Here is a 23,068-nt window from a genome sequence, read left to right as displayed (position 1 = left end):
CTCCTACAGTCACTTCTGTACCGGCCAGCTCGCGTATTCACGCAGGCCGTAGAGCAAGGGGGTATCGCCTTCGAGGCGTCTGACGCTGATTACCTCGCCGTAGACGACGACGTGGTCGCCGACCTCGTCGGCCCGGACGACCCGGCAGTCGGCGATGGTGTGCGCATCGTGAGGCAAGTGCGGGCCGCAGCACCCGTCCGTCGTCTCCCAACGGATATGGTCGAACCTGTCTGGCGCCCCGCCGGCGAACAGCCGGGCCGTCTGGCGGGCGTGCGCGTGCAGGAAGTTGACCGTGAAGGCCTTACGGCCAAGCACCGCGTGCACGGTCGGTCCCACCGTTCGCAGCGACACCAGGAGAATCGCGGGGTCCACGGCCACGGCACAGAGCGCCGTGCACGTCATTCCCCATGGCCGCGTGCCGTCCAGGGCGGTCACCACGGTGACGCCGGTTGGGAATCCGGCCATCATGGAACGGAAGGTGTCGGCCGGGACAGGGGTGCCGTCGGTCATCGCGCGCCTCCGGCCGTCGCCAAATCCTGCGGCACAAGCGGTCGGCGCTTGTCGAGCAACGACAGCAACGGACCGGTCATCGCCGTACTGACCAACGCCAACACCACGAACACGAGGTAGACCGGCGCCGTGATGATTCCCGCGCTGTATCCGGCCTGGACCAGGACGATCTCGGTCAGTCCCCGGGTGTTGAGCAGGACCGCCAGCCGTTGCCGGACCGGGCCGGTCTCGCCTCCCAGCCGTGCCCCCAGCAGCACACCGGCCGTTTTCCCCAGCACGGCAAGGACAGTCACCACCACGGCGAACATGACCGGGAACGTCGTGTCCGCCGCGGACCACACCGTGATACCCGCTGTGGCGAAGAAGATCGGCAGCAACCAGCGTCCGGCCGAGGAGACCGCACCCGCGACGCGTTGCCAGTCTTCGTCCGGCGGCAGCGACACGGCGATCAGGACCGCCCCGAACACGGCGGTCAGCCCGAGATTGTCAGCGGCCCACGACGCCACAATCGCCACCACGGCGACCGCCATCCGGCAGGTCGTGGGAGACCGGCCGCACAAGCGCGTGACGCCCGGTCGGCTGAGCAGCCTGCGGACAAGCGGCACCATCGCCACCGCGACAACCAGGATCACGGCGGCCCGGACCGACCCGCTCAGCCCGGCTCCGGCAAGGCCGACGGCCACGGCCAGCAACAGCCAGCCGATCGCGTCCACGATGATCGCGCTGGCCATGGCGAGCCTGGCGGCGCGTGTCCCGGCGATACCGCGGTCGTCGATGATCCGCGCGAGCACCGGTACGGCGGACACCGTGAACGACACGGCGAACATCAACACCAACGCGGCCGCCGGTGCGTCACCGCGCAGCCGCGCATCGTCGGTCACCAGCAGCCAGAACCCGACGCCGCCACCGATGGCCATCGGGACCGAAACCGCGCAGATCGTCAACGCCAGCAGGGACTTTCGCCCGTACGCGACCAGTCCCGGCCCCAGCCGGTGCGCCACGCCCACCAGGTACAACGCCAGCCCGGCGACCCCGATCACGTGCAGGGCCTCAAGGGTGGACCGCGGCAGGAGCAGCTCGCGGACCTGCGGTCCGCAGGCCTGCAACAGACCTGGGCCCAGGAGCAGCCCGACCGCGATCTCCCCCATCACCGCGGGCTGCCTGACGAGCGCTGCCAGTCGACGGCCGATCCAGGACGCGGCAAGGACAACCACGATCGCACCTGCCGCGGCCACCAAGGCCTCGATCACGGTACCGAGCCAGCCGGATGCAGGTCGACGGAACCGCGCAGACTGGCGAGATAGTCCCGCTGCGACGGCAAGGACGCGACAAGCTCGGCGCCCTGCCTGCGGATGAACGCGAACTCGTCGAGCGTGCGCCGCTCGGGCATCTGCCGGACCGCCTGGGGCGGCCGCACCGGGATCCCGCCGAGCCCGAGCAGCATGCAGACGTACGAGTACGGTTCGAACCCGTGGTAGTACGGGAAAACGGACTCGGTGTCCGGCAGTTTGGTCTGCCACTGCTCCAGTCGCTCGGCGAGCCCGTCGGGGATCACCCGCGTCTTGGCGTCCCGCCAGTAGTCGTTGTCCGCCCGCTTGGCGCCCTTGTAGTGCAGGACCAGGAACTCACGGACCCCGTCCATGCACCTGGCCACCGTGTTGTTGTACGACCGGCGGACCGCGGGATCCCAGTCAGCTCCCGGAAAGTGCTTGACCAACTGCTCGATGGCGTGCTGGATGAAGAAGATCCCGGTCGACTCCAGTGGTTCGACGAACCCGCTGGCAAGTCCGATCGCGACACAGTTGTGGTACCAGGACTCCCGGTTGCGGCCGATCCGCATCCGGATGTGGTTGGCCTCGGCGTCGTCGGCCGCCGGACCGACGAACTCGCGCAGCGTCTTCTCGGCCTGGTCGGGCGTGCAGTAGTCGCCCGCGTAGACGTACCCGGTGCCGTTGCGGCCGAACAGTGGGATCGTCCAGATCCAGCCCGCCTCCTGCGCGGTGGCGGTGGTGCAGGGCCGCATGTCGGAATGCCGCCCGGCCGCGGGCACACGCAGCGCGACCGCGCGGTCGTTGGGCAGGGAGTCCTGATACGACTCGAACGGCATGTCCATCGCGCCGTTGATCAGCAGGCCACGGAAGCCCGTGCAGTCGATGAACAGGTCACCGGTGATCGGGCCGTGTTCCCTGGTGTCGATGTGCTCGATCCAGCCGCGCTGGTCGAGGCTGACGTTGGTGATGTCGTCGACGACGCGCCGCGCGCCGCGACGCGTGGCGTACCGGGTCAGGTACTCGGCCAGCAACGCGGCGTCGAGGTGGTAGGCGTACGGGAACTGAGTGGTCTGCTCCGCCAATGTCGTCCGGTAGACCCGGCCACTGCCCTCGATCAGGTCGCTTTCGAACAGTCGCCCGTCCAGGTGCCGTGGCGAGCTCAAGGCCTCGCACAGCGCGGGGATGACAAAGCAGTCGGCGTCGAACCTGCTGGATGGGCCGCCGGCCAGCCACCAGTCGGTGAGCGGGAAACCGTCGACCACTCGTAACCGTTCGAACGGGTGATAGAAATGATGCCCGGCTTCCCGCCAGTTCTCGAACCGGATACCGAGTTTGTACGTCGCGTTGCATTCTGGCATCCACTCGCTCTCGACAAGACCGAGATAGTCGAAGAAGTGACGGACCGTACTGAAAGTCGCCTCACCGACACCGATGGTCCCGACTTTGGCGGACTCGACAAGCGTCACGTCGACCCGTTCGCCGAAGGCGGCCTTGAGATACGAGGCAGTCATCCACCCGGCCGTGCCGCCACCCGCGATGACCACACGCCTTACGCCGTCCCCCGGCATCGTCACGCACCCTCCGCCATCGCCTCGCGGAGGCTCTTGGGCCGCATGTCAACCCATTCCCGCTCCACGTACGCGGTCATCTCGGCCCGGTCGCCGGGTCCGTGCACGACCGTCCACCCGGCGGGAACGTCGATCGGCTCCGGCCACAACGAGTACTGCTCCTCGTCGTTCATCAGCACCAGATATGCCCAGTCGTCGTTTTCAAACGGATTCGTCATCGGCGGAACCAGATCCCTTTCCGGGCTTGTCCGAACACCCCAGTAACCTACGGAGGCCAAGGTACACAGCGCGCTGTCCCGGACGTTGAAATCCGCATGAAACAGCGATGTATCCGCAGGAAGAGCACACTTTCGACATTCTCAGGTTCTGCTACGTTGAATCCATGCCGAATGGCGACGACACTTCGACCATCCTGAAAACGATGGCGACCCGGAATCCACCCGCACCGGTCCGGGCGTCCGGTGTGGCCAGTTCGCCGGTCCGGGACCTGCTGGCGCTGGCCGACCGGCCGGAGGTGATCTCCTTCGCGGGCGGCTTCCCCGACCAGGCCCTGCTCGACGTGACCGGCATCCGGACCGCGTTCACGGCGGTGCTGTCGGAAGCCGGGGCGAGCAGGAATCTGCAGTACTCCCCCACCGAAGGCAGTCCGGCGCTGCGCGAGCTCGTCGCCGAACGCCTGACGGCCCAGGGTCTGCCAACGGGCGCGGATTCCCTGCTGATCACAACAGGCTCACAGCAGGCGTTGTCGCTGGTGACGACGACCCTGCTCGATTCCCGCGCGGTGGTGCTGGTCGAGGAACCCACCTATCTGGCCGCGCTGCAGTGCTTTCGTCTGTCCGGGGCCAAGGTGGTCCCGGTGCCCGGTGACGAGCACGGCATCCGCCCGGACGCGCTGGCCGACGCCGCCCGGCGGGAAAAACCCACCATGCTGTACGTGGTGCCGACGTTCGCCAATCCAACCGGCCGGACACTGAGCGGGACCCGTCGCCGGGACATCGCGCAGATCGCCACCGAGCAGGGATTCTGGCTCGTAGAGGACGACCCCTACGCGGAACTGCGCTACTCGGGCACTGCCGTGCCGCCGGTCTCGGCACAGCCGGTGGTCGGCCAGCACGCCATCTACCTGGGCAGCCTCTCCAAGATCGGCGCGCCGGGTCTGCGGTTGGGCTGGTTGCGCGCGCCGGCGAGCATCCTGCGTTCGCTGGCGATCGTGAAACAGTCCGCCGACCTCCACACGTCCACAGTGGACCAGGCAGCCGCGGCACACTATCTCCGGATGAACGTTCTGGATGAGCACATCGGACGATTGCGCGCCGCCTTCCGTGCGCGCCGGGACGCCATGCTCGGTGCCATGACAACGACGCTGCCCGAAGGCAGCACGTGGACCCGGCCCGACGGCGGAATGTTCATCTGGTCCCAACTGCCCGCCGGCTACGACACCCGCCTGCTGTTGACCGAGGCCCTCGCCGCGAATGTCGCCTTTGTCCCCGGGCAATCCTTCCACACGCGGACTTCGGCCCCAGCGACGATGCGGCTGTCGTTCACCTCCAACAACATCGCGGGCATCACCACCGGTATGGCGAGGCTTGCAGCGATCCTGCGTCCGTGAAGGGCCCCGCCGACCAATGCGCTCCTGATCGATGCTGCTGATGTCATCAGGAATGGCGTTTACCTGGATCCATTGTCCAGGTTGGCCATGAGCCGTTGTATGCGTGCCCGGTCTTCGGTGCGGTGGTGTGTCGCGTAGAGCTCGGCGACTCTTTGCCAGGCATCACGGGCCTGGACGTCCTGTCCGAGCGCCTGGTACACGTGGCCGATGCCCTCCAACGCGTCAGCGGTGCCGTCGACGTGCCCGATGTCGTGGTACAGATCCTGAGCTTGCTCGTAAAGCCGCAGGGCGTTTGTGTGTTCACCGGTGTGGTGGAGGACGTAGCCGATACTGTGCAGTGCACCTGCTTCGACAGTGCGGTGTCTGAGTCGCCGGGCCAGCGTAAGCGCTGCCTCGCAATAGGTACGGCCTTGTGTGTAGTGACCGAGCTTGGCGCGGTACCAGCCCACGGCGTTGAGCATGTCGGCTATCCGCGTCTGGTGGCCGAGTTCGCTGAACAGGCGAAGGGCCTGGGTGGCTTGGTCCAGCGCTGCCTGGGCGTCCCCCTGCTGGTCCAACGCCTGTGCGAGAGCGCGATGCGCATGGGCTTGCGCGAGCACGTCCTCGGCTTGTTCGGCCAGACTGAGCGCACGTCCCAGGTGGAGCGTGGCATCGTCGAGGCGCGCGGCACGTGTGTATGCCTGACCAAGCCGTCGACGGACGCTGATCTCCACAGCAAGCTCCCCCACCTCGACGGCCGAGTCCAGGCCCGCCTGCCACATCGCAATCGCGGCTTCGTCACGGCGACCTCGCCGCCGGTGGAAAGTGTCAGCCGTCCATGCGAGCTGCCAGACCTGTGCGTGCCAGCCGTGTTCGGCGGCCAGGCGTTGGATGGCCGGCAGGACCGGATGCTCGGCGACGAACCACGTCCACGCCGCCCTCAGATCGTCCAAAAGCTCAGGAACGCAGTCGGCTGAGGGCTCGGCGACCTGCCCCAGCTCACTGTGGGGCTCAAGGAGATGCTCGGCCGAATGCGCGGTCCGCAGGTAGAAGTCGACCAACCGGCGCAGCGCAGCGGGCCTGACGTCCGCTGGCAGGTCGTGCTCGGCACGGCTGGCCGCGTACAGCTTGACGAGCTCGTGCATGCGGTAGCGGCCCGCAACGTGCTGTCGCACGAGATGCGCGTCCTCCAGCCCTCGCAAGGTGGTTCGTGCCCGTACCGCCGACACACCAACAAGATTCGCCGCGGCGTTCAGACCGATATCCGGGCCTGGCGCCAGACCGAGGAGCACGAACATCTGGGCCTGTTCGGCGGTCAACCTCGCATATGACCAGGACAGGACGGCAGGGAGAGCCGCGCCGCGGTCTTCGTCGTCGAACGAGGCCAGCCGGGTCGGCGCATCCCGGAGCTCGCTGGCCAGCGACGCCAGCGGGAGCCCGGGAACCGATTGCGCCCGCGCCGTGAGAATGCCCAACGCTAGGGGAAAGCCGCCGCCGTGAGCGAGCAGATCCGCCACTGCCTCGGGTTCGGCCGCCAATCGCTCCTCACCCAACCGGTCGAGCAGCACCTGGCGAGCATCCGCAGCGGAGAGCGCGTCGACCGGCAGCGGGTGGGCGCCGTGCTGTGCGATCAGCCGGATGAGGCGGTTCCGGCTGGTAACGAGAACGGCGCAACGGGGGGTGCCCGGCAGAAGCGGCACCACCTGGTCGGCGTCGCGGGCGTTGTCCAACACGATCAGCATGCGCCGTCCGGCCACGACGCTCCGGTACAGTGCCGCCTGCGCCTCGATGTCGCCAGGGACATGTGCGGGATCGACTCCCAACGCGTCCAGAAACCCACACAGGACAGTGGACACCGCCACCGGCTCGGCGGCACTGAACCCCCGCAGGTCCACGAACAACTGACCGTCGGGAAACCTGTCGGCGTGCCGGTGGGCCCAATACAGGGCGAGGGAGGTCTTCCCCATGCCGCCAGTGCCGACGATCACGCAGAACGCATGCCCGGTGGCCCGCCCGACTTGGTCCAGCGCGGCCAGCTCCTGGCCCCGGCCTGCGAAGTGCCGCAACGGAAGCGGCAACTGGCGAGGCACGACCGCCTCCGCGGGGAACGACGGCCGGGGTGCGTCGACGGACACCTCCGCCACGTTCTTCACGGGTGCCGCGACAAGCGGATACCCGCAAATTCTGTCGAGGGCATCCTGGTCGCCGGTCAGCACGGCCTGATGCGTGGTCACGAGCGCCGCGCCCGGTTCGCTGCCCAGTTCGTCAAGCAACCGTAATCGGATCCGTGAGTAGACGGCGAGTGATTCAGCCTGCCTGCCGCTCTGGTACAGGGCGATCATCAGCAAGCAGGCGACTCGCTCGTGCATCGGGTTCCGTTCCTGCAAATCGGACAAGTCGAGCACAGCCGCGGCGTAGTTACCACCGACTATGTCGAGGCCAGCACGGTGCATCAGCAGTGCCAGCCGCATTTCGTGCAGCTTCGCGCGTTCACTGGCCAACGCCGGACCTGGCAGGCCCTCGAACGGTTCGCCACGCCACATCTCCAGCGCACTCGCCACCTGGCCGTACTGGTCGTCGGCCGACATCATCGTGGCCGCGTCCATCGACTCCGTGGCCCGGGCAAAATGGGTGGCATCCACGGCATCCGCCTCGATCCGCAGCGCATAGCCGTTGCGGATCCGCTCGATCACCGCTTCTTCACCTGTCACCCGAAGCGCCTGACGTAGCCGGTAAATATAGGTCGGAATCACCTTGTTCGCACTTTTCGGCACTCGATCGCCCCACACCGAGTGCAACAACTCGTCAGGCGAGAACACCACATTGGGACGAGTCAGCATCACGCCAAGCAGGGCGCTCTGCCTGGCCGGCCCCAGTTCGAGCCCCCGCCCTCGGTAACGGCCCCGCACCGGTCCAAGCACGTCAAAACTCAACACGGTAGTCAGTTCCACGAGCAGCCCATTCCTAGAATTCACGGGACAGATACCCGTTCGCGACCCAGAAGCATCGAACAGCGAAGCCGGGGGCGATGTGACAGATGACCGGTACCGGCCAGAAACTCAGGGTGTACTCGAGGCGTGACCGTATCGAGAGGCTGCCCACATGTATTTCATAACCTTGCGGCGAACTCAGCACGTGCTCAGATCAATCAGATCGTCACCACGTGAATGTAGTGCGGCTGGGCGTCTGTAGAGCAGTGGGTGAACCTCAGCTGTGAGTGTGAACGTCAGTTGTCACCACCCAGCGGCATGCGCTGTCGCCGCGGCCATCAAACCGACCACCGTTATCACGACACCCTCGGACCCGGTACTCGCTGTGCGGCGCACGATATTTCTCATTTGAACTCCAACTTCCTCAGAATCAGATCCGTGTTCGTCAGGACGGCGGCCGAGGAAGTGCGACCGTCAACGAGTGCGCTATCGATGGCACTGTTCTGGGCAATCCAGATCGCGTCGGCCACGGCGGGCAGGGTCCAGAGCCCCAGCCGTCGGGTACGCCATCCCCCTTGGCGTCGTTTCGCCTCTCACGTCACGCAAGCGGCTACCTGCTACCCCAAGCAGGTACCTGCGCCGCACCGTTGCGGCTGATCAAAAGATTAAGAGAACGATCACTCTGCCGGTGTCCGGCGAACACCCGACAACCGGCGGCACAAGCGCCGGATCGGAATCGGCCCGAGGAACCCAAACGTAACAGCGACATCGTCGGCGCCGGCAAGGCGGCTGGTACGGAACGTGTGGAGTTCGTCGGCGATCTCGGCGTTGGTCCGGCCCTGGGCAACGGTCAGTGCGACCTCTTCCTCCCGGTCGGTCAGTGTGACGAGTGGTTGGGCGCGCTTCGAGCAGGACGCGGAGTCGGCGAAGCCGGCGAGCAGGCGGGCGGTGATGCTGGGGCGCGATGAGGGCGTCGCCCTCGTCATCGCCCGAGTCGCCTGGAGATGGCCGGCACCGACGGCCGCTTTGAGCAGAACCGCGTAAAAGGCGTCATGCCCATCACTACGGTGACGGGCATGATCGACAACAGTTACTGGACCTGCCCGCCTGACCGTGAAGTCCACGGATGGGGCGAGTACACCATCACCATTCTCCGCCCTCCCTTCCCCACGACCACCGATCGCAGCACGATCACCACGATCGCGGACCTCGCTCCCCACGACCCAGCACGGGCCCGCCAGGTCGCCGAGACCTACGGCCCCGTCGAAGCCGTCCTCGAAGAACTGCCGCTCGTGACGACCGTCTCCGACTTTCCGGCGACACGGGCCGACCTGGACATCATCAAGGTCGGCTGCTGGGGCAACATCATCGGCATCTCCGATCCCGCCCTCGCCGACAACGGGAACGATTGCCCATTGCTGACCGAAACCAACGCCCTCCACCAGCGCTACCCCGACGCCCGGATCGTCGGATCGGTCAGCAACGACATGGGAGCGTCCCACTCCGAAAACACCATCCACCTGCCCGACGGACTGATGCTGCACTACACGGGCTGGGACAGCGAACTGTGGGAACTGACCGGTGACCCGCACGCCATCCTGCACGCACTCGGCATCCCGCCCGAGTCCCTGGCCGGGCATGACGCCGAACTGGACGAGGAGGACCCCTCCTGCACCAACTGGCACGCCTTCGGCAACCTCGCACTCGGCCCCTGCGCCCCCTGGCATTTCGAAACCATCCAGATGTCCGCTTTCCGCGTCCGCCACACCAAGGGCTACACGGCCCTGATGGAGGAGATCTGGCGCTTCGAAGACTGAAGCGGCCCGACCGATGGCACACAATCCTCCCGGCCCAGCCCGCCACGACCCTGGCCTGGCATCGCGCGCTCCGGCGCGCGATGGCGAAAGGCATCAGGCCTTCACCTCACTTCATTGGCAGGGGGCAGGGTTGGAAAACGGCTTCCTCTGGTAACGGATACGGTGCCGACGCAGTCTTCAAGATGGGCGCATGCTGTCCTCTGCCCGCACCGCCGCGTTGATCACCTCCCGCCGGTCGTGTCGGGTGAACCGGCCACGGGCCTGCCACTCCGCCGACACGTTCAGGACTCGTTGGACGAAACGGCCGTGGTCGGCGAACGGAGCTGCTTGCCAGACGCGGTCGAGGAACGAGAAACCCTTGTCGTCCACCGTTTCGTTCGACACGCCGGACTCGACCGCGCCGAACACCACGGTCGGCTCTGCCCGCTTGAAACATATGTGGTGCGCGTCGTTGACGCCGATATAGAGCGGCCGCAACGTGTGGCCGTGCGTGCCGAAGAAGTTCGGCTGTCCCAACGGTTTGACCGCCGCACCGAGGTCGCCGTCGAGCTTGAGGTGCTGGTAGAACGAGAACGTCCGCCAGGTCCGGGAGTTGTTCAAAGCCGGGAGCACCAGCGGGCCGTAGCACAGGCTTTGCGCCGAGGGATCGTCGAGTGCCCGCTCGATCCGCAGGGTGAACGGCATCGAGATCTCGATCCGGTCGCCCGGCGACCAGACCCGCGTCAGGCTGAGGTATGAGCCGGGGGCGGGCCGCACATCCTGGGTGACACCGTTTGCGGTTCCCTCGCAGCTTCCCTCACGTCCTAGGTTCCGGTGCACGGATTGAATGGCGAGGCGAGTCCTGGGGAATCATGGGAGCCACGTTATTTTAATGGGTCCCCCCGTACACGTCGGGTGGAGTACCGCATTAGGAGGGCTTGACGCCATTCCAGAATTGGGCAGACGAAGAGCGGTCGGTGTTGTGTCGACACAACGTCTCGGAGTTTCCGCAGGTCGATGCTCCGTAGAGGGCAGGGGGGTATACCCTCCGCCCGTCTTGCCGACCGCCAGTCATAGCGTCAGCCGGGTTTTGTAGCTTGCATTGTATTGCTTGAGGGGTAAGCGCTGTAACCGATAACTAACGAGGAGTTACCTTGACTGATGAGAACGTGGTTCCGGATGCCCCTGGCGGCATCTCGGCTAATGCGTTGGCTATGTGGACGTCGGTGCTGACCGACTATGAACTGAGAGACGACGAAACCGAGATCCTTCGGGCTGTAGTGCGCCAAGTGACGCTAGTTGAAAAGCTTGAGACGGCTCTAGCCGACTCCGGCGAGTATCTTTTGCCGGGGTCGCATGGCGGCTGGATCGCTAACCCGCTATTGGGTGAAATCCGGATGCATCGGACCACGATGATGAACCTGTGGAAGAGCTTAAAACTGCCGAATGAGGAACCGGCGGATGAAGAGACTTCGGTAATTCGGGTTACGCCTATGACCCGCTCCGAGGCAGGCCGAAAGGGCGCAGACGCTAGGTGGGCAAATCGTGGCGCGTAGAAAGTCCGTCAGGACGGCCGTACAACGGCCAGATGTCCGCTCTCGGGTGGCTGAACCTCTCCGGCTACTGATCGGCCGTCTCAGTGGCCTTGAGAGCCATGCTTTTGAGCTTCCGTACCGTCTCACGCTTGACGCTATCGAGCGTGGCGAGGATGTCACCGTGTACGGGTGGCAGATTAGCGACGTAGTACCGGCGATTGATCCTCACGGCCGGTATGTTCTCCACTCAGACAATACCCTGACCGAGGTCGTTGACTGAACACATAAGAGCCCCGTTCGGGCCATTGTGGCCGAACGGGGCTTTCGTCGTTCTCAGGGTGATCAGGCTCTTAGTGCCCGTACCAACAGCGTTCCGCGCCGGTTGCTTGCGGGGGCTGGGATCACTTCGGCGGTTGCTGACTTGAAGCCCGCAGTGGCGAGCATCTGCACCCACTGGTCAGCGGGGTACTCCCATTTCCTAACCGCTCGATCGCCACTGACGTTCTGGTCGGTGGCGGGTAGATGCGAGAACGCGAAAACTCCGCCGGGCGTCATCCTGGCGCGTACCAACGGAAGCAGGACCGTCGGATCGGTGAACCAGACCGCGCCGAAGATCGAATACACGACGTCGAACCTCGCTTGGGTGTCGGCGAGGTACGTCACGACGTCCGCCGTGACCCACTGTGTGTTCGACAGATGCCCCCAGGCTTGAGCGGCAACCGCAGTCCGGCTAGGTGCGATGTCTACGCCAGTGCAGAGGGCTCCCAAAGTGGCCAGATGGGCGAGATTCGAACCACTACCTGAGCCCAATTCCAACACCGTCCGACCGGACACGTCGCCCAGGACCGATTCATCCGGTCCGTGGTCCGCGTACTGCGTCCAGTTAAGCCACGTCGTGGCACCGACCGCGTTGACCGGTCTCCGAGGTCGAGCCTTCTCGGCATAGCGTTCCCACGCCTCGACTGCTGAGCTCAATCGTGTTGCCTTCCTACGGGCCTCGCCTCACGCCCGATGCGGTGGACGCGGGGCGAGGAATGGTAGCGCTGCTGGTTACTTCGGGCTGTCCGCGCAACAGGCGTGGCACTGGTGACAGTCCAGGTCCAGCGCGCCCCAGAGTTCCGTGTCCAGCCGGAACCCGGCTGCCCGAATGGCTCGGATGGTCTGCTGGAGCACCCTGGGCTGACTGGCGCGTTCCTCGGGAAGGTGCGGCACGTGGTGCAGATACGTGCCCGCGTGCTGCATGCAGAAGTCCCAGTAACGAGGTGTGTCGAGCACGAAGGAATGCACGCCCTTATCCACGGCGGGTGTCGGCCCCATAGGGACCTCCGGGTTTTCCGCCGAGGTCACCAGGTAGGCGACGGTCTGCGCGGACGTACGTTCGGCCAACTCCCGGTCCATCGCGTGGTCCCGCATGATGAGCCGGACTTCCCGCTCCCATACCTGCTCGGGCACACAGGTTCGCGGATCTGTGAGTACAACGTCGGCAGTGGTCATATCAATGCTCCTTCTTTTTGTCGCGATACAGATAGGCCGGACATGTAATCGATTTCGACACCTCCATTTGGTTCTCCGCATGTCGTCTTTGAAGGACCGGAGCTAGTCATGTCGGTGGCCGGATGACGTGGTTGGTTGTCGACAAGTCGCTCAGCACCTGGCAGAGCGGAGGCGCGAACTGATGCCACACCGGCTCACCATCGGCGCCCGGGGGTGGCAGTGCGAGTACTTCCCGGATAGCCCAGATGGGATCACCGGCGAACGTCCATGTCACGACGTCGGGCGAGAACGGATCTTCGACCGGTAGAGCTCGGTAAGCGAGACCGGTTCCGTCAGGGAACAGGCCGAAGACGTCCACCGCTTCCCGCCACCGGTACAGCCCCGAGACCGTTCGAGGCGACTCCTGGTTAGGGAAGTAGTAGAACGTCCATCGTGCCCGTCTGAGCGCGTCTAGCCACTCGTCCAGCAACCCGGAGTTCATCTGGTTTCCGATCCGTACGCCCACTAACTAATCGTCGGTCGCGAACCGGCGGATATGCTGGTTTCAGCGTCTACAACCGTCTACAGAGGTGCCGGTGAACGAGCTCGGAAGCGTGATGCGTAGCGCTCGGATGAGCGCTGGACTGAGCTTGTCGGCTATGTCAGCTAGGACGCACTACTCAAAAGCGCTTCTGGGCCACCTGGAGATCGGACAGCGAACGATCCTGCCGGAACACGTCAGGGCCTACGAAGACGTCCTAGGCGTCGATCTAGACCGGTTGGCGGCCGTCGCGAGAAAGCCTCGGCGGGTGGATAGCGAGAGTCTGACCGATATCGCCACCATCCTTGCTACGACTCGGCGGCTAGAGGACACCATCGGACCCCAACTAGTGGTGACAACGATTCGGGGTCTCCGAGACCTCACACTGTCCGCTGTGGGCGAAGCCGGAGCCCGGTTGGAAGCCCCGGCGGCTTCGTTGGCGTCTGAGATATCGCAGTACCTAGGTTGGCTAGAACTCTCTACCGGCAACGCCATATCGGCCGATCGGCAACTAGACCGAGCCATAGCCCTTGCAGAGCAAGCAAAAGACTCGGATCGGTTGTTCCATGGGTTGTCGTTCAAGGCGTTCACGGCGCAGCATCGGCAGCGGAACTCCGAAGCTATCGATTACGCCGAAGCGGCATCTAGGGTCAACGGAGCACACCCACGCTTGCGGACGTACAACGAATACGATCTTGCCCGACTGCTTGCGCTGACCGGCGAAACCGTTGCGGCACAACGGAGATTGCTCTCAGCCGATAGGACGGCTGACTCGGCAACCGACGTCGAGCCGCCGGACTCGGGCTACTGGTACACAGATGGTTTCTGGGGCCTCGAACGCGGTCACGTCCTTGCGATCCTCGGTCAGGAAGAGTCGGCCCGGCGGGAGGCAGAGGGCGGCTTTGCTGCGATGCCGCTTGAGCATCGCGAGACCGAATGGGCGGTTGATCTGTTCGACCGTGTTCAGCGAGCGATCGAGGGTCAGGCAACCTGATCTGGCCGTCACGCGGCCGTTGAGACTTTGATCCGGGTGCTAGGCGTTCTACCTGGGGATATCTCCTGCGGTAGCATGTTGCCAATCTGCTGCGTCCGAACACACCGACGCGGATGTAGCGTCCAAACTGGACAATGACGTCTACCGTCTTTCGGTGTCGGCCAAAGGCAAGGGCTGGACCGCACAACTGGACAACGCGCTGACCACAGCTACAGCCGGGCGGACCGTCACCGTCCCGGTGTACGTGTTGCGGACCCCAGGCTCTGCCCGCAACACCAGCGTCACCTTGACCGCCAAGTCCGAAAGTGATCCCACCGTCACCCGCTCGCTCACGTGCACCGTCGACGTCGGCGACACGATCCCGCGATGAAGGCACGGGCGATTAGTCGGCCTCCTGCCCAAGTTCACGCCCGTCGTATCGACAGCGCGTGCCGGAACAGGTCCTGGGGGTCCCAGCGGGCCTTGACTGCCTGCAGGCGGGAATAGTGGTCACCGTAGTAGAGCGCGTGCCACGGCCGGTTGGACCGGTTCCAGGCAGGGTCGGCGAGGTCGACGTCCGGGTAGTTGATATAGGTGCCAGCCGCTGGTACACCGCCCGTGTCCGTGTACATGTCGTGGTAGAACTCACGGATCCAGCTCAAGTGACGGGCGTCTTCGGCGGGGTCGGTCCAGCCGGTGAGATAGAAGAGCAGCATCGTCGAGTCGCGGTGGGCGGTCGCGGTGGCGCCGGCGGACATCGAGTTGATCGCTCCGCCGTAGGTGTTGAGGCTCAGCGATCCGGCCGGCGCGTCGTAGTCCGTTCGGGTCAGGTGGTGGAGTGCGGCCGCGAGCTGCCGCCGAGTCAGGCTCTCGCGGTGGAAAGCGGACTTGACCTTCAGCCGCCAGCGCTTGCCGTCGTCGGCCTCGTTCGCCAGCGTCGCGGCCAGCCAGGGCAGCGTCTCCTGGGAACGGGACGGAGTGACGCCGACGCCTTTGCCGAGGGCGGCGACATGCTCGTCCAGTAGGTGTACGGCGTCGGCGGGGACCTGACCGGTCAGCAGATGGGCGCCCGACGGTCGGCGGGTGAGGACCAACTCGCTGTAGAGGCTCGCCTGGGGCGCACCGGGTGTGCTGTGGCGTTCGCACCAGGCACCGAAGTTGGCGGCGAGCTGGTGGAAACCGTGCTCGTCCATGCCCTCCCACGGCCAGGTGACCGTGAAGTTCACCACCCGCGCGGGAGGGTGGGGCAGCGACCGGAGCCAGTAGCGGGTGACCACGCCGAAGTTCCCGCCGCCACCGCCAGTGTGCGCCCACCACAGCTCCCGACGCGGATCGGAGGATTCTCGTGTGGCGACCACAGCGCGCACATCCCCCTTCCGGTCCGCCACGACGACCTCGACCGCGTACAGGTGGTCGGCCGCCAGACCGTGCAGCCGGGACAACCGCCCGTAGCCGCCGCCCGCGACGTGCCCGCCAGCACCGACGCCGGGGCACGAGCCACCCGGGATCGTGACGCCCCAGCCGAGATACAGTCGGCGGTACACCTCGCCGAGTGTGGCACCCGCCTCGACAACGAACGCCGACCGCTCCGGGTCGAAGTAGATCCCGGTCAGGCCGGACAGGTCGATCACCATCCGCACGTCGGCATCGTCAACGAACCCCTCGAACCCGTGCCCACCCGCGCGCACCGCCATCCTGCGCCCGGACCGGATCGCATCCCGTACCGCCTCGACAACCTGATCGGTCGAGCCGACCACGCGGACCTCGTCGGGGGTACCCACGAAACGACCGTTGCCCCGGCGCACCAGGTCCTCGTACCGGGGATCGTCGGGGCGTACGCGAACCGGGCCGAGCGGTGGCGCGCAACCCGCGTCCGCGGCGAGTGCCGGTGTCGGCTGGAGGGCGGTGGCGGACGCCATCGCGCCGGCCACCGCACCGACACGGAACAGGTCCCTGCGACTGTGCTGACTCATGCCCCGAGCCTGCGGTGCCGGCCGGTCCGCGGCGAGTAAATTCGTCACACGAAGTCTTGTGACGAAAGGAGCCTGATGTCGTGTGCCGAGTGCGGTGGCCCGTTGCCACCCGGCCGGAGGCGGGGCCGGCCGCGGCGGTACTGCTCGCGTGCGTGTCAGGCGCGGGCGTACCGGCGGCGCCGCGACCACGGCCCGGCGGCGCAACGCCGCCGGCTCACGGGTTCCCTCGTGGCATCCGGTACCGGCGACCCTCGCGACCGGCTGGTCCGCCTCGCGGTCGAAATGGCAGACGCCGCGGGCCTGGACGCCGTCTCCATGCGTACCCTGGCGGAACGCGCCGGAATTCCCGCGCACGCCCTCTACCGCTGCGTGCGGAACCGGGCTGACCTGCTCGCCGGGATGGCCGAGAACGTCATCAACGGACGCATGCCGCACCGAAAGGCACCGGCGGACCCGCGTGCCCGCCTGGAGCGGCTCGCCCGCGACGAGTGGACGATGTACCGCCACCACCCGTGGTTGCTCGCGATCCTTGCCACCGGCCAGCCGCCCACCGGCCCCGCGGTGCTGTCGATGGTCGACCGCACCGTGGAGGCGCTGACCCACGCCGGGTACGACCCCAGCGACGCCTTCGCCGCGTACCTCGCGCTCGGCGGCTACATCCAAGGCATGGCCCTGCTCATCGAACGCGAGACCGCTGACACCACCTACCGCGCCTGGTGGTCGACGACGCTCAACCGCTTGGAGAACACCGGCCGTACACAGCACCGCCCGTGGCTGGCCGCCGCCCGGCGCATCGACCCGGCGCACACGGACGCGAACTTGGACACCTGGTTCGACTTCGGACTACAGCGACTGCTCGACGGGCTGTTGAACCCACAGCGTGGGCCATTCCCGGTGCCACAGACCACCAAGACAGTGCCCGCCCCATAGACCGCCAGCCGTCACGATCGCAGGCCGCCCAAGAGCACAGGCGCGTCGAGTCCGTCCACGCAGGATGCGTCGGCGCTGTCCGCACATCGTCCTCGCTGCGCCGGGCACGGACCATGGATCGGGGGAACAGATGCGTCCGTCCGGGAGTTGGGCGTGGCATGAGCCAACTCGTGGACCGCACGATCACTGCACTTCGCGCTGAGCATGAGACGCTTGCCGGTCTCGTGCGCACCCTGACCGACGACCAGTTGGCCGCCCCGAGCGGCGCCGCGGAATGGACCGTCGCCCAGGTCCTTTCCCACCTCGGGAGCGGTGCGGAGATCGGCCGAGCGCCGATTGCGCGGGCGGCCGGAGAGGCCGTAACGGCCGAGGACAACCAGACGATCTGGGCCCGTTGGGACGCGTCCGCGCCGCGAGCACAGGCCGAGGGCTTCCTGGAATACAACAGCCGGTGGCTCGACACGGTCGAGGCGCTCACGCCCGAGCAGCGCTCGTCGCTGATCGTCGACCTCGGTTTCCTGCCGGAGCCGGTTCCGCTGGTGACCGCCCTGGGCATGCGGCTCAACGAGGTGGCCAACCATTCGTGGGACGTGCGCGTGGCGTTCGACGCGCAGGCCGGAGTGGACGCCGACTCGGCCGCGGTACTCGTCGACCTGCTGACCGGGCCCGTGGCTTTCATGCTGGGTTTCCTCGCGAAACCGGCCGAGCTCGCCGGCCCGGTGTCGATCGCGGTCCCCGGCGCCGGTCTGGTGATCGATGACGCGGTCACCGTGGTCGACCGTCTCGAGTCACCGTCCGCGACGTTCAACGGCCCGCCGGAAGCGTTCGTCCGGCTGATCAGCGGTCGTCTCAAGGCCCCGTACGACAACGGCGTCACCATCGACGGCAGCATCACCCTCGACGACCTGCGTCGCGTTTTCCCCGGCTTCTGACGGATATCAAGAGGTCCAGCGACGTCATCGACTTGAATGGCGTCGCTACCGTGAGCGCGCGGTTCGGATAGGCAGTCGCGTTGGGGGTGCGCACCTACCGGTCGTGTGTGGTGATTCTCCAGTGGTAGCCGTCGGGGTCGGTGAAGTGCCCGGCGTAGTCGCCTTGGCCGGTCTGGGTTGCCTCGGCGGTGACCCGGCCGCCGGCAGAGTCCGCGGCGGCGAGAAGAGTGTCGACGTCGTCACGGGAAGCGGCGGTGTGTGTGAGGACGAGCGCGGAGAAGCCGTCGCCGTGCTCGTCGACACCGGCGTCCTTGGCGAGGGCTTTGCGTGGCAGCAGCCCCAACCGGCACACGCCGTCGGCGATGGTGAAGTCGATGAACTTGTCGCCGTAGTCGCGGTCAACGCTCATGCCCAGCGTCTCGTAGAACGTCTTGGACGCCTTCGGTTTGGCGACACCGAGGAAAAGGGCGGTCTCGGTCGGCCTCGGAGGGTCGGGGACCAGATCCGTGTCCTTTTTGGAGGCGGCAGCCAGCTTCCAGACGGCCCCGTCCGGCGCCTGATAGACGGCGGTGAACTCGCCGAAAAGCGCCTTCTTCGCCGGCTTGATGACCGTCGCACCGTGGGCGGTGGCGGCGTCGAGGAGGGCCTTGACCTCGGCGGGCTGGTTGACGATGGATGACAGGACGTAGCCACGGAAGCCCGAGGTCACCGGGCTCGTGTCGGCGTCGGCGGCGAGTGCGTCGATCTGGTGCAGGGCGAGCTGTCCGGTGCCGTGAAGGTCCAGGCTGGCGGTGTGGCCGTGGTCAGTGGCCGCGGAGGAGAACGCGGACGTGTAGAAGGCGCATGCGGCTTCTACCTGCGGTACACCGATAGTGATGATGTCGAGGGAGAGCGCCATCGGGTAGCTCCATGTCTTCGTAGCCGACGTCGTCGCGGACCTCGAAGCCCAGGGTGTCGCGGTGAAACCCGGAGCGGCTTCGCCGGTCGGTGTGCGGGAGGAAGGCGTGGTGAGTGGGGATGTTCCTGTCCCATCACACTAAGCAGCGCCACCGGGCGCGGGCTTCTTGATTCCTGACCGGTCTGGTCACCTGCCTGGCCGGATACGAACCGATCAGGAACCGAGAAGCGCCAGGTGGATCACTACGGCTAGCGTCGAAAGCACTTCACACCGATCACGCCCAGGAGGAGTGGCAGGGATGAGCGCGAACACCAACGCGAAGGGCAAGAAGAGCACGGACGGCTTCTCCGAGGAAGAACGTGCTGCCATGAAGGAGCGCGCCGCGGAACTCAAGAAGGAGGCGAACCGTGGTCGTGGCAACAAGGCCGCCGCCGCCGAACTCGACGTGCTGTCGAAGATCGCGGAGATGGAGGCGCCGGACCGCGCGGTAGCCGAACGCATCCACGCCATCGTCACCACCAACGCCCCAGAGTTGTCGCCGAAGCTGTGGTACGGACAGCCGGCCTACGCCAGGAAAGGGAAGGTCGTGTGCTTCTTCCGTAGCGGGCACGTCGACAAAGAGCGTTACTCGACCTTCGGCTTCACCACCGAAGCAAACCTCGACGACGACAGCGGCTTGTGGCCTACGTCCTACGCCGTGACCGAGCTGAGCGACAAAGCCGAAAAGACGATCGCCATCCTCGTCAAGAAGGCCGTGAGCTGACGCGGCAGCCCTGGTCAGGCCTGGGCGCGCAGGGATGCGATGGCGGCGGTGATTCCCTTCTTGTCGTAGCTGCTGGTGGGCATGGTGGCGCCGTGAGCGTGGCGGATGATGCCCTGGCGGTCGATGAGGAGGCTGCCGGACTGCTGCATCGAACCGAAGACCTTCCTGCCCAGACCGATCATCTCGTGTGGGCTCTCGCGGCGGCCGGTGAGAACGGGGAACGGGATCTGGTGTTTCGCCTTCCACGTGGCCGCCTGCTCGCGATCCTCCGGGACCGCGACAAGGACGGCGACGTTGTCGGCCGCCAGTTCCTCACCGCGGTTGACGAGATCGCGGACATGCCGGTTGCAGACCGGACACGACGTTGATCGCATGAAGAAGAGCAGCACGGCGTGCTTGCCCTGGTAGTCGGACAGGCGGACGGTCTGCCCAGTGGTGTCTTCCAGCACCATCCGCGGTGCGGGTGATCCTGCTTTGAGCATGACGAGATTTCCCTTCGGACCGGGGTTTGTGAAAGGTGTCGGTTCGGGTCAGACGCTGGTGGGGTCGAGGGGATCTTGGGCACCCTCGACCCCGTCACGCAGGCTGAGACGGAGCGTGGTCCTGGCTCGATGCAGGTGGGACTTCATCGCCGAGGTGCTCAGCCCGAGCGCCTCGGCGACCATTCGTCCCGGGCGCCCCAGCACGTCACGCATGATCAGTACGCGGCGCTGGATGTCGGGCAACGCCCGGATCGCCTCCGCGACGCGCTCGGCTTCCAGACGCCTGAGGACTTCGTCTTCGGCCGATGCCACAAGGCCGATGCCGGCCTCGTCGTGGTGGTCGAACAGGCGCCGGGCGCGGCGCGCGCACTCATGCCGGACGATCCGGAACATCCAGGAAGCAAGCGCCGCCGTGGCGCGCAAGGAACCGATCTTGCGATAGAGGATGATCAACGCTTCCTGCGCCGCGTCCTCGGCGTCCTGCGGAGATGCGCACAGATGCCCGGCGAAGCGCCGCACGTGCGGATGAGCCCCGTGCACCACCGCGGTCAGCGACTCCAGGTCACCACCCTGTGCGGCCTTGATGAGCTGCTCACTTGCCCAACCACGGTCAACCACGTCCACTCCCGCCCGCACGCAGCGAACCCATCACACGTGTCCTTCCTGACGTAACCATCGCCCATAAGAGACCCCGGCACCACGAAAGGATTCACCCCGGTCTTGGCGGATCTGACCGAGTTCGGTCATCCGGCCCGGTTCGTGCAGGAGCAGGTCGGCCACACGCGTATGGGCCGACCACGGCGATCTACACGGGAGCGTCCAATGAGTACAGAGGTTGGTCGTGCACTGGCATGCCAGACCACAGCTTGCTCCACAGGGTTAGACCAGTCCCGCCTTCGGCGACGCAGGCGGATTCCGACAAGAGCGGAGCCGCGCCCTCATCGCTCTCGCACGTATCCTGAAACTTCACAGGTGCAACCGGCGTGACCATCCCGGACCGCATCGTCGCCGCCGTACCGCTGACCGGATCCTTCGCTCGCGGCATGCGACCTCGTGTCGCACCTTGTCATAGCGGGCGGCGCAGCCCGTCCAGCACGAGGGTGATGACATCGTCGGCCTCGGCCCGCCAACCGGGGCGGTCATGGGCCGCGCCGATACCGTGCAGCGCCATCATCACGGCACCGGCGTCCACGTCGTCGCGTACGGCGCCGTCCCGCACGGCGGCGGCCACCAGGTCGGTGACAGCCTGCTCCAGCGCCCGGCTGCCCTCGGCGAGGGCACCCGAGCGATCGGCCATGAGCGTGGCCAGGGTCCGGGCCAGGCCCTCGTGGGCAGCTATGTGGTCGACCATGCCGCGTAGGAAGGTCGCCAACGCCTCCGCCGCGGGCAGCGTGGCCTGTAGCTGGCGGGCGCGGTCGCACAGCGCGGCGACTTCCCCGTGGTAGACCGCCTCGGCCAGTGCCTCCCGGGTCGGAAAGTGGCGGTACAGCGTGCCGGTGCCCACCCCGGCCAGGCTAGCGAAGTCATCGAAGCGCAGGTCGAAGAAGTCGCCGGCGTCGAAGACCTCTCGTGCCTTGGCGATCAGGACATCGCGGTTACGTCGGGCGTCGGCCCGCAGCGGCTTGTCGGCGGTCATGCAGCACCTCGCGTTGACAAGTGGAGATGACCTCCGTAAGTTGAAAAGTGGAGATAGTCTCCAATTCAATCGTACCCCACGAGGTGCAGCGTGAAGATCCTGATGTTCGGCCGAGGCGTGATCGCCACCGTCTACGGCTGGGCCCTGCAATCCGCGGGACACGACGTCGAGTTCTACGTCCGGCCGGGCCGCGCGGCCACGTACGGGGACGCAGTGGACCTCGACCTGATCGATACGCGGCGCCGGGTGTGGGGGAAGCGCGTCGTCGAGAAGTGGCCGGTGCGCTACCGCGAGGCGCTGGAGCCGGACCACGACTTCGACCTGATCGTGCTCAGCGTGCCGCACCACCGCCTCCCGGAGGCGACGGCCTTCCTGTCCCCGCGTGTCGGCCAGGCCACGGTGCTGGTCTTCGGCAACATCTGGACCGAGCCGCCTGCCGCGATCGGCGCACTCCCTGCCGACCAGATCGCCTGGGGTTTTCCCCAGGCCGGTGGCGGTTTCGGCGCGGACGGCGTGCTCCGTGGGGGGATGCTGCCGTCGGTCGTCTTCGGCACCCTCGGCCAGCCCCCGACCGACCGGGAGCGGGCCGTGCGCCGGGCGTTTCGCGAGGCCGGGTTCCGGCCCAAGGAGCGGCCTGACTTCCGCGGCTGGCTGTGGGTCCATTTCGTGTCGGATGCCGGCCTGTTCTCGCAGGGCTTGAGGCTGGGATCGCTGTCCAAGCTGGCCGGGTCGACGAGCGACTTCCGCGAGGCGCTGCTGACTGGCCGCGAACTGCTGCCACTCCTCCAGGCTCGCGGCATCGACCTGCGACGTCACCGGGGCGGTGTGCTGCTGTTCCGGGCGCCCACCTGGCTGATGGCGCCCGTGCTCGCCTGGCTGACTGCTCATGTCACGCCGCTGCGCGTGAATTTCGAGGCGCACTCCGACCCCGACGCCGAGGAGCCGCGTGAGGTCTGCCGGGACACCCTGGCCGAAGCACGACGGTTGGGCATCCCGGTACCGCGACTGGAAGCGGCGGAACCGAACTTTGCCCGTGAAGGGACGGGGTGAGTCTGGCAAGTCATGACTAGGTGTATGAGGCCATGACGTTGGTGACGCCGGCGCGCAGCCGGGTGGCTGGTGGCTGGTTTCCGGCGGCAGTGTGGGGTCGATGGTAGTTGTAGTGCACATTCCAGACCGTGAGGGCGGTTGTGCGTTGTTGTTCGCTGGTCCAGGTGCGGGCGTAGAGGAATTCTTCGGCCAGGATCCGGTTGTAGCGTTCGACTTTGC

The 23,068-nt window shown here is 66.3% G+C and carries 25 protein-coding genes; 9 read left to right on the top strand and 16 right to left on the bottom strand.

Annotated features, from left to right (window positions below):
• Positions 1 to 9: 9 nt before the first annotated feature.
• The 4 genes from GC106_RS46010 to GC106_RS45995 are packed head-to-tail and all read right to left on the bottom strand — an operon-like array spanning position 10 to position 3,567.
• Complete coding sequence (locus tag GC106_RS46010) at positions 10 to 510, bottom strand: flavin reductase family protein (protein WP_173142518.1); 501 nt, start codon at positions 508 to 510, stop codon at positions 10 to 12.
• Positions 507 to 1,760 carry a cation:proton antiporter gene (locus tag GC106_RS46005; protein WP_173142517.1) on the bottom strand — a complete coding sequence of 418 codons (1,254 nt, stop codon included), beginning with the start codon at positions 1,758 to 1,760 and terminating at the stop codon, positions 507 to 509. The genes GC106_RS46010 and GC106_RS46005 overlap by 4 nt, the downstream gene beginning before the upstream one ends.
• Positions 1,757 to 3,349: a tryptophan halogenase family protein gene (locus GC106_RS46000; RefSeq protein ID WP_173142520.1), complete on the bottom strand. Its 1,593-nt coding sequence runs from the start codon at positions 3,347 to 3,349 to the stop codon at positions 1,757 to 1,759. Before GC106_RS46000 ends, GC106_RS46005 begins: the two co-directional genes overlap by 4 nt.
• Positions 3,350 to 3,351: 2 nt before the next feature.
• Positions 3,352 to 3,567, bottom strand: a complete 216-nt coding sequence (locus GC106_RS45995) for an MbtH family protein (RefSeq protein ID WP_173142516.1) — start codon at positions 3,565 to 3,567, stop codon at positions 3,352 to 3,354.
• Positions 3,568 to 3,770: 203 nt separating this feature from the next.
• Here GC106_RS45995 and GC106_RS45990 point away from each other — a divergent pair, with 203 nt between their 5' ends.
• Positions 3,771 to 4,958 carry an aminotransferase-like domain-containing protein gene (locus tag GC106_RS45990; protein WP_173142515.1) on the top strand — a complete coding sequence of 396 codons (1,188 nt, stop codon included), beginning with the start codon at positions 3,771 to 3,773 and terminating at the stop codon, positions 4,956 to 4,958.
• A 59-nt stretch (positions 4,959 to 5,017) separates the two neighbouring features.
• On the opposite strand, the gene GC106_RS45985 is transcribed toward GC106_RS45990, so the two are convergent.
• Both GC106_RS45985 and GC106_RS45980 read right to left on the bottom strand, forming a co-directional pair.
• Entirely contained in the window at positions 5,018 to 7,888 is a 2,871-nt protein-coding gene (locus tag GC106_RS45985) for an AfsR/SARP family transcriptional regulator (RefSeq protein WP_173142514.1), read from the bottom strand.
• 656 nt (positions 7,889 to 8,544) lie between these two features.
• Positions 8,545 to 8,853 (bottom strand): LuxR C-terminal-related transcriptional regulator, encoded by a 309-nt coding sequence (locus GC106_RS45980; protein WP_173142513.1) that lies wholly within the window; start codon positions 8,851 to 8,853, stop codon positions 8,545 to 8,547.
• Between the two features lie 18 nt (positions 8,854 to 8,871).
• On the opposite strand from GC106_RS45980, the gene GC106_RS45975 reads away from it, so the two are divergent.
• Positions 8,872 to 9,684 (top strand): DUF6333 family protein, encoded by an 813-nt coding sequence (locus GC106_RS45975; RefSeq protein ID WP_173142512.1) that lies wholly within the window; start codon positions 8,872 to 8,874, stop codon positions 9,682 to 9,684.
• Between the two features lie 177 nt (positions 9,685 to 9,861).
• On the opposite strand, the gene GC106_RS45970 is transcribed toward GC106_RS45975, so the two are convergent.
• Positions 9,862 to 10,440 (bottom strand): beta-L-arabinofuranosidase domain-containing protein, encoded by a 579-nt coding sequence (locus GC106_RS45970; RefSeq protein ID WP_173142511.1) that lies wholly within the window; start codon positions 10,438 to 10,440, stop codon positions 9,862 to 9,864.
• A gap of 377 nt (positions 10,441 to 10,817) precedes the next feature.
• On the opposite strand from GC106_RS45970, the gene GC106_RS45965 reads away from it, so the two are divergent.
• Positions 10,818 to 11,219: a hypothetical protein gene (locus GC106_RS45965; protein WP_173142510.1), complete on the top strand. Its 402-nt coding sequence runs from the start codon at positions 10,818 to 10,820 to the stop codon at positions 11,217 to 11,219.
• A gap of 321 nt (positions 11,220 to 11,540) precedes the next feature.
• Here the strand turns inward: GC106_RS45965 and GC106_RS45960 are convergent, their stop codons facing one another.
• The 3 genes from GC106_RS45960 to GC106_RS45950 form a co-directional block, all read right to left on the bottom strand.
• Positions 11,541 to 12,032: a class I SAM-dependent methyltransferase gene (locus tag GC106_RS45960; RefSeq protein WP_376777839.1), complete on the bottom strand. Its 492-nt coding sequence runs from the start codon at positions 12,030 to 12,032 to the stop codon at positions 11,541 to 11,543.
• A gap of 216 nt (positions 12,033 to 12,248) precedes the next feature.
• On the bottom strand, positions 12,249 to 12,692 hold the full coding sequence (locus tag GC106_RS45955) for a glycine-rich domain-containing protein (protein WP_173142508.1): 444 nt from the start codon (positions 12,690 to 12,692) through the stop codon (positions 12,249 to 12,251).
• 106 nt (positions 12,693 to 12,798) lie between these two features.
• Positions 12,799 to 13,197: a hypothetical protein gene (locus GC106_RS45950; RefSeq protein WP_173142507.1), complete on the bottom strand. Its 399-nt coding sequence runs from the start codon at positions 13,195 to 13,197 to the stop codon at positions 12,799 to 12,801.
• A 70-nt stretch (positions 13,198 to 13,267) separates the two neighbouring features.
• Between GC106_RS45950 and GC106_RS45945 the strand changes: the two genes are divergently transcribed.
• Complete coding sequence (locus GC106_RS45945; protein ID WP_173142506.1) at positions 13,268 to 14,206, top strand: helix-turn-helix domain-containing protein; 939 nt, start codon at positions 13,268 to 13,270, stop codon at positions 14,204 to 14,206.
• 52 nt (positions 14,207 to 14,258) lie between these two features.
• Positions 14,259 to 14,576 (top strand): hypothetical protein, encoded by a 318-nt coding sequence (locus GC106_RS45940; protein ID WP_512698692.1) that lies wholly within the window; start codon positions 14,259 to 14,261, stop codon positions 14,574 to 14,576.
• A gap of 34 nt (positions 14,577 to 14,610) precedes the next feature.
• On the opposite strand, the gene GC106_RS45935 is transcribed toward GC106_RS45940, so the two are convergent.
• Positions 14,611 to 16,158 (bottom strand): FAD-binding oxidoreductase, encoded by a 1,548-nt coding sequence (locus GC106_RS45935; RefSeq protein WP_173142504.1) that lies wholly within the window; start codon positions 16,156 to 16,158, stop codon positions 14,611 to 14,613.
• Between the two features lie 228 nt (positions 16,159 to 16,386).
• Between GC106_RS45935 and GC106_RS45930 the strand changes: the two genes are divergently transcribed.
• Entirely contained in the window at positions 16,387 to 17,088 is a 702-nt protein-coding gene (locus tag GC106_RS45930; RefSeq protein WP_173142503.1) for a TetR/AcrR family transcriptional regulator, read from the top strand.
• A gap of 158 nt (positions 17,089 to 17,246) precedes the next feature.
• The gene (locus GC106_RS45925; RefSeq protein ID WP_173142502.1) at positions 17,247 to 18,020 is read left to right on the top strand and encodes a maleylpyruvate isomerase family mycothiol-dependent enzyme; all 774 of its coding nucleotides are present in this window, start codon (positions 17,247 to 17,249) and stop codon (positions 18,018 to 18,020) included.
• Between the two features lie 94 nt (positions 18,021 to 18,114).
• On the opposite strand, the gene GC106_RS45920 is transcribed toward GC106_RS45925, so the two are convergent.
• Positions 18,115 to 18,918, bottom strand: coding sequence for a VOC family protein (locus GC106_RS45920; RefSeq protein WP_173142501.1), 804 nt, complete (start codon positions 18,916 to 18,918; stop codon positions 18,115 to 18,117).
• 298 nt (positions 18,919 to 19,216) lie between these two features.
• On the opposite strand from GC106_RS45920, the gene GC106_RS45915 reads away from it, so the two are divergent.
• Positions 19,217 to 19,681, top strand: a complete 465-nt coding sequence (locus tag GC106_RS45915; protein ID WP_173142500.1) for a DUF1801 domain-containing protein — start codon at positions 19,217 to 19,219, stop codon at positions 19,679 to 19,681.
• Positions 19,682 to 19,695: 14 nt separating this feature from the next.
• On the opposite strand, the gene GC106_RS45910 is transcribed toward GC106_RS45915, so the two are convergent.
• From GC106_RS45910 to GC106_RS45900, 3 genes are all read right to left on the bottom strand, one after another.
• Positions 19,696 to 20,163, bottom strand: a complete 468-nt coding sequence (locus tag GC106_RS45910) for a peroxiredoxin family protein (RefSeq protein WP_173142499.1) — start codon at positions 20,161 to 20,163, stop codon at positions 19,696 to 19,698.
• Between the two features lie 48 nt (positions 20,164 to 20,211).
• The gene (locus GC106_RS45905; RefSeq protein ID WP_173142498.1) at positions 20,212 to 20,781 is read right to left on the bottom strand and encodes an RNA polymerase sigma factor; all 570 of its coding nucleotides are present in this window, start codon (positions 20,779 to 20,781) and stop codon (positions 20,212 to 20,214) included.
• 448 nt (positions 20,782 to 21,229) lie between these two features.
• A complete protein-coding gene (locus GC106_RS45900) occupies positions 21,230 to 21,799 on the bottom strand; it encodes a TetR/AcrR family transcriptional regulator (RefSeq protein ID WP_173142497.1) in 570 nt (189 codons plus the stop codon).
• 90 nt (positions 21,800 to 21,889) lie between these two features.
• On the opposite strand from GC106_RS45900, the gene GC106_RS45895 reads away from it, so the two are divergent.
• Positions 21,890 to 22,849, top strand: a complete 960-nt coding sequence (locus GC106_RS45895) for a ketopantoate reductase family protein (RefSeq protein ID WP_173142496.1) — start codon at positions 21,890 to 21,892, stop codon at positions 22,847 to 22,849.
• 16 nt (positions 22,850 to 22,865) lie between these two features.
• Here the strand turns inward: GC106_RS45895 and GC106_RS45890 are convergent.
• Positions 22,866 to 23,068, bottom strand: a 203-nt coding sequence (locus tag GC106_RS45890; RefSeq protein WP_173142495.1) for an integrase core domain-containing protein, incomplete at its 5' end; no start/stop codon positions are given.

This window comes from Kibdelosporangium persicum, assembly GCF_013280595.1.
Taxonomy (GTDB): Bacteria; Actinomycetota; Actinomycetes; order Mycobacteriales; family Pseudonocardiaceae; genus Kibdelosporangium; species Kibdelosporangium persicum.
Note: the sequence above shows the minus strand (reverse complement) of the source record. Positions and strands in the feature narration are given on the sequence as shown.